The organism is Methanosaeta sp. UBA458, from assembly GCF_002496085.1.
Classification (GTDB): domain Archaea; phylum Halobacteriota; class Methanosarcinia; order Methanotrichales; family Methanotrichaceae; genus Methanothrix; species Methanothrix soehngenii.
Genome location: NZ_DAIK01000114.1, coordinates 1 through 6,483 on the forward strand (window position 1 = coordinate 1; position 6,483 = coordinate 6,483).

General features: G+C 53.6%; 6 protein-coding genes. 1 reads left to right on the top strand and 5 read right to left on the bottom strand.

The window, feature by feature from the left end; all coding sequences use genetic code 11:
- The 5 genes from BP822_RS08390 to BP822_RS08410 all read right to left on the bottom strand — a co-directional run.
- The coding region (locus BP822_RS08390; protein WP_286878115.1) for a thiamine pyrophosphate-dependent enzyme at positions 1–1,010 on the bottom strand (1,010 nt) is incomplete at its 3' end.
- The gene (locus BP822_RS08395) at positions 1,011–2,054 is read right to left on the bottom strand and encodes a 3-methyl-2-oxobutanoate dehydrogenase subunit VorB (protein WP_286878116.1); all 1,044 of its coding nucleotides are present in this window, start codon (positions 2,052–2,054) and stop codon (positions 1,011–1,013) included.
- A 2-nt stretch (positions 2,055–2,056) separates the two neighbouring features.
- Positions 2,057–3,958 (bottom strand): AMP-binding protein, encoded by a 1,902-nt coding sequence (locus BP822_RS08400; protein WP_324307036.1) that lies wholly within the window; start codon positions 3,956–3,958, stop codon positions 2,057–2,059.
- Positions 3,959–3,979: 21 nt separating this feature from the next.
- On the bottom strand, positions 3,980–4,543 hold the full coding sequence (locus BP822_RS08405; RefSeq protein WP_048132863.1) for a helix-turn-helix domain-containing protein: 564 nt from the start codon (positions 4,541–4,543) through the stop codon (positions 3,980–3,982).
- 456 nt (positions 4,544–4,999) lie between these two features.
- Positions 5,000–5,380, bottom strand: a complete 381-nt coding sequence (locus BP822_RS08410; protein ID WP_273271528.1) for a hypothetical protein — start codon at positions 5,378–5,380, stop codon at positions 5,000–5,002.
- A gap of 206 nt (positions 5,381–5,586) precedes the next feature.
- Here BP822_RS08410 and BP822_RS08415 point away from each other — a divergent pair.
- A partial coding sequence (locus tag BP822_RS08415) for a hypothetical protein (protein ID WP_286878118.1) occupies positions 5,587–6,483 on the top strand: 897 nt, incomplete at its 3' end.

Here is a 6,483-nt window from a genome sequence, read left to right on the forward strand (position 1 = left end):
GGCCCGTAATCCGGATACCAGGAGACGAACCGACCGCATCCGAAGGCCGCCTGGGCCAGGGCCAGCCCCATGCTGAGCACCCCCTGCCCGCCGAACCCAGCGATCTTCACCCCTTTGGGCACGAACTCCGGATCGTGCTCGAACTGGACACATACATTATCCTCGCAGCCGAAGATCCTGTCCAGGGACTGCAGGGTGTAGTCGCTGTTCGGCCTGACGATGGGCTCTGCTTCAGTCGACCTGTCCCGGAACCTCTTCAAAGGAAACTCCTTTTCCATCTGCTCGTTTATGAACCGGGCGCATCCCCGGGCATCCATCCTCAGAATGGTGGGACAGGGTGAGAGGAGTTCCACAAAGGCATAGCCTTTTTTATCGCGCTGAACCTCCAGCGCCCGTCTCACCGCCCTCCTGGCCTTGCGAATGTGCTCGATATCCGAGAGGCTCGCCCTCTCGATGAATACCGGGGCGCTGAGGGTATCCAGGATCTCGCAGATATGAATGGGATAGCCCTGCTCCTGCGGATCGCGCCCCTGGGGAGTGGTGGCTGTGACCTCGCCGATCAGTGTGGTGGGAGCCATCTGGCCACCGGTCATGCCGTAGACGGTGTTGTTGACGAAGAAGACCGCCAGCTTCTCCCCCCGGTTAGCCGCCTGGATGGTCTCGTTCAGGCCGATGGAGGCCAGATCTCCGTCCCCCTGATAGGAGATGACTATGGCATCATCCTCTGCTCGGGAGATGCCTGTGGCTATGGCTGGAGCCCTGCCGTGAGCGGCCTGCACGTGTCCCGAATCCAGATAATAGTAAGCGAATACAGCACACCCCACGGGACTGATCACAACGCACCGGTCCTGAATTCCCAGGTCGGCCATGGCCTCGCCGATCAACTTATGCAGTATGCCATGCCCGCAGCCCGGACAGTAATGAGTGGCGGTAGGAGCAGACCCACCCTTGCGCGGGAAGACGTCGTACATTCCCGGATGCCCGCCGAACAGCTTCTCTTTTGCCGCCATTTATGCCACCTCCCTGATTTTATTCATGATCTCGTCGATGTTGATCAGATTTCCTCCGTAACGGCAGACAAGCTCCACCGGCCGGCAGCCGCTGGCAAGGCGAATATCATCTCGCATCTGGCCGTTGCTCATCTCCACCGATATGAACTTGCAGCCCCTATCGGCAAGCTTGGCGATCTGCTCCGTGGGGAATGGATAGAGGGTTATGGGCCGGAAGAGCCCCGCCCGGATTCCCTCCTTTCTGGCACTGTCCACCGCCGATCGGGCGATCCGGCTGCTGATGCCGTAGGAGACTAAGACCACATCCGCATCCTCCAGCCGGTATCCATCCCACAAAACCTCGTTCTCCTCCACCTGGCGGTACTTCTCCTGCAAGATCAGGTTATGCTTCTCCAGGTCGCCGAAGTCCAAAGAGATGGATGTAACCAGATTTCCTCTGGTCTCCGCCCTGCCTGCCACCGCCCAGGTGGTATCAATGGTATGCTCTATTGCCTCCTGGGGAAACTGGAGGGGCTCGACCATATGCCCCAGAACTCCGTCCGCCAGGATGATCACCGGATTTCTGTACTTGAAGGCCAGGTCGAAGCCCTTGCGAGTGAAGTCGCACATCTCCTGCACGCTGGCTGGAGCGAGGACAATGTTGTGGTAGCAGCCGTGGCCTCCTCCCTTACAGGCCTGATTGTAGTCGGACTGCTCTGGACCGATGTTGCCCAAGCCCGGCCCCGCCCGGCAGATGTCCACGATAACGCAGGGCAGCTGCGCTCCGGCGATGTATGTTATTCCCTCCTGCTTCAGGCTCATTCCCGGCCCGGAGCTGGCGGCCAGCACCCGGTGGCCGGCAGTCGCAGCCCCATAGACCATGTTGATCGCTGCTTCCTCCGATTCCGCCTGGACGAACTTGCGGCCCACCAGAGGGAAGAATTTGGAGGCCTCCTGCAATATCTCGCTGGCCGGAGTTATGGGATAGCCGAAGAAGCAGTCGCATCCTGCATAGAGCGCTCCCACGATCACTGCACTGTTCCCCGCCATTAATCCAGATGCCATTTTCAGCTCTCCTGCGCAGACTTCTCTTTCTGAGGCACATGGACCTCAATTGCCAGCGGCTCGGGACAGGTGTAGTAGCAGGCTGCGCAGCCTATGCATCCGTCTCCTGAGTATAGCACATAGTTGTAGCCGCGGACGTTCAGCTCACTGCCCATCTTCAGCACTCCTGCCGGACAGGCCTCAACACACCTCTCGCATGCTTTGCATTCCAGGGAATTGATCACCGGATAGGGCTTGTCCTTATCCCGGATCTCCACCCTCCTGATCTTGCCGCTGATGGTCTTGGGAAGCTCATCAACGAACTCGACTATTCGGGGGTACTTGTAGGGCGCCGTCACCTTTTTAACGTGGTCTTGCAGCTCTCGTTTCAGCTCCTCGGAGGGGCTGAATCCCTGGGTGAGAACCACCGTAGCCTTGACCACCTGACCGCGGATGGGGTCGGGAACTCCTGTGATTGCCACCTCCAGGACGGCGGGATGGGACATGAGAGCCGACTCGACCTCAAAGGGCCCCACCCGATAGCCGGAGCTCTTGATCATGTCGTCCGTCCGGCCGATGAACCAGAAGTATCCATCCTCGTCTCGCCAGGCGGTATCTCCGGTATGATAATAGTCATCGTGCCAGGTGTTCTGGGTCTTGTCCGGGTCCATGTGGTAGTCGGTGAAAAGGCCCACCGGCTTTCCTTTATCCGTCCTGATCACAATCTCCCCTTCCTCGCCCACCTCGCAGATCTTGTCGTTCTTTCCCACCAGGAGGATATCGTATCCTGCTGCTGGCTTTCCCATGGATCCTGGTTTGGCCTCCATCCAGGGATAGTTGGAGATGCAGACCACGGTCTCCGTCTGGCCGTATCCCTCCATCAGCCGCAGGCCGGTGGTCTCAAGGAAGCTCTCATATACCGAAGGGTTGAGGGGCTCGCCTGCTGTGACTGCATACTTGAGGCGGGAGAAGTCGTAGCGAGACATATCGCTCTTGATCATGAACCTGAAGATGGTGGGCGGGGCGCAGAAGGTGGTCACGCCGTATTTGCCCATCTCATCCATCATCCTTCCAGCATCGAAGCGGTCGTAATCATAGACGAAGACGGCCGATCCTGCTATCCATTGGCCGAATATCTTGCCCCAGGCGCATTTGGCCCAGCCGGTATCGGCAACTGTGTAATGCAATCCGTCATCCTCTACATTCTGCCAGAACTTGGCGGTGAGGATATGGCCCAGTGGATAGGTCTGATCGTGCTTGACCAGCTTCGGATAGCCGGTGGTGCCGGAGGTGAAGTATGCCAGAAGTATGTCATCGTTTTTAGTCGCCTGATCTCCTTTAGGCCGAACGAAAGTTTCACTTGCCCGTTCCAGCTCCAGATCGAAGTTGATCCAGCCCTCTCGATTCAGATCCCGGCTTCCAACCAGGGCTTTGACCAGGGGGACCTCTCCCGCCTCTCTGTGGGCGGCATCGAACTCTGCAGGAACGCCGTTCTCACCGATGCAGACGATCAGCTTCAGATCTGCTTTTTTGATGCGATAAAGGAAGTCTTTGGCTTTCAGCATATGGGTGGAAGGGATGGAGATTGCGCCGAGCTTGTTCAAGCCCACCATACACACCCAGAACTCCCAGCGGCTCTTGAGGGTGAGCATCGCCGTATCGCCCTTCTTTATTCCAAAGCCCTGAAAGAGGTTGGCTGCTTTGTCGCTTAATTTCTTCAGCTCTTTGAAGCTGATGGTCTTCGCCTCGCCATGATCGTTACACCAGACGAGTGCACATTTATCAGGACATTCAGCGGCATAAACGTCGACGACGTCATAAGCGAAATTGAAGTTCTCTGGGACGAGGATCTTCAGGTTCTCTCTGAAGTCATCGTATGATTTGAAATCCAATCGCGAGACATACCTAGGCAATAAAGATGTCATTTTTAATCCTCTGTAACGGGTTTACATGACCACGGCCAAAAGCTTCACCGGCTTATCACTTAAAGCTTCCATGACATGGTCATATGTTGAATCAAAGAATATCGAGTCCCCTTCATTGAGAATGACCTCGTTCTCATTGATGGTGATCTTTAGTGTGCCCTCAAGAACATACTCGAACTCCTGGCCTGGGTGGCTGTATAGCGAGTGGACCGGATGTGATTGGCTCTCTTTCTTGGGATCTATGGTGACGATAAAAGGCTCAGCCTTCTTATTGGCGAACTTTCTGGCCAGGCTCTGATAATGATACTGCTTTCTGCGCTCCACCTCCACACCCTCGCCCTTACGGGTTATGGCGAAGATGCTCATCTTGGACTCCTCGCCGGTTAGGAGCAGGCCTGTATCCACGTTCAGCCGTCGCGCAATGCCTATGAGAATGCTGGCCGGGATGTCCAGCATACCGTCCTCATAGCAGTTGTACGTGTCAACTGCCACATTCAGGTGCTCTGCCATCTCTTCGGGCGATACTCGGTTCAGCTCTCTCAGCTCACGAAGTCGCGTTCCTATCTCCTCAAGCGTTTCTTTCATGCACATTCCTCGGCGCATCCCAACTTCATGGTCCAGAGCAGTAGATCCAGGCCACAGGTAATGCAGGGTTGAGACTGCCATACATTTATATTTGAATCTATCTCAGGAAATGGGCTCAATTCGGGCCGATCCATATCGGATGATGAATAAGGATGATATGGTGCCTTAATTATCAATTATGCTCAATTGTGCCTGAAATACATAATAATCACTTAATCATTCACCCTAAAATTGATGACTGAGGGAAGCTTGGAGATAAAACGGAAACCTGACTGACCAGGCGATTCTTTGCCAGAGAAAAGGTGTTTTGCCCCGCAAAAACGAATACTATGAGCCATTATGGCCATTATGGGCGATTTTTAATTATTATAGCTGTCGTGAGCGATTGCCAGAGGCTCCTGGCAGCTGCAGATGGCCATATATTCTACCTGTTATGGGCCCAGTATACATATCCTTTCAAGAGGTCCAGTCGTCTTCATCAAGCCAGCTCTCTGATCTTCTCTTTGAACTGACCGTTGCTGCGACCCTCTGCTTGCCGGCATATGCCATAGCGGCAGTTCGAACGCGACTGCTCCCGCGCATGAGTTGATAGGCTATCTCCGGATCGATGTCGTATTTGTCCCGGTAGGCTTGGCGGGAGAGGTGCTCGCCAAAGCCGGAGATGTAGAGGGGCTCGCCTACTATCGGAGTTATCTTCCCCGCAGGCAGGATCCATTCAAAGCCCTCAGGGAGGGTGCATTCCAGCCAATCATCGCCATCGTCTAAAGCTCCATCGGAGATCTCGTTTACCACTCCGCAGTTTTTGCAGATGATCTTTTTCATATTACTCACCTTCAATGAGAGTATTCGGTTAATAACAGTATATATAATTTACCTAAGAAAATACTTATTGGAATGAGCCGCTCTATCCAGTGCAATGGCGAACATAAATTATTTATACTCATTAGTAATCAAGTAAAATGAGATCTCAATTGAGAGACTTCGTAAATAAATGGAATATTCAATCGCAAGAGTTATAAACTTTAGAAAATATCTGATTAAGTATGAAGGACTTTATGGGATCGAGAACCACCTATTACAGTCTGGCTAAAGATAGATTGAAGGGAAAGCATCCCAGAATATACAATCTTATTTTGATACTCACACTGATGTCACTGACTGGCACAGCCGCTTTTCTGATTTCGGATATCTTCTCTTTTGGCATCGATTACGATAATATGAGCATTCAGGGCGGCAAGGGCATCATATTCCCAGCTCTTTGGGGCGACAAAAAAGCAAGCGGTGGCGCTACGGATGATGGAGGACAGGAGAATGCTTTGAGTGCTCTTGATGCCAATGCATCCCCAGATAAGGCGATGAGCAGCCAATCGACCTCGAATTCAACAGGCAAAGATGAAAATGGAAATGCGAGCAGGGAGCTTGATTCGTCCCAAACCAGCTCCGCAACTGGGCAGGCGACAGGCTCCATCGCTTCTGCAAAGAAGACCAGCTCATCAACCAGCAGCAAGAAAAGCCATAGCTCATCAGGCTCTTCAAGCTCATCCCGTTCAAAGTCCTCGTCGGAGAAGGAAGAGAAAGCAGCCGTCCCGGATAATGAGAGCGCAAATGCTACTGCCAAAAATCAGACATCCATAAGTCAATTGCCAGAAAAAAGCTCTGATGAGGGAGCGATAAAGGCGGACGAGGACGAAAAGGCCGGAAAGCAGGCAAATGAAGAGACGCCGGCAGAGATTGAAACATCTGCGGAGGCTAAAGCAACGGCCAAAGCGGAGACACCGGCCAAGCCAGAGACGACAGAGACCGGGACAACGGTCAAAGCAGACACACCAAACGATATCGATGCCCGGGTTATGGCCGCTGGGGAGGCAAGCTCGACACCTGCAAAGGCAAATGAGATGCAGGAGAGCCAATCTGAGAAGAGAGATGAACTGGCAAAGGAA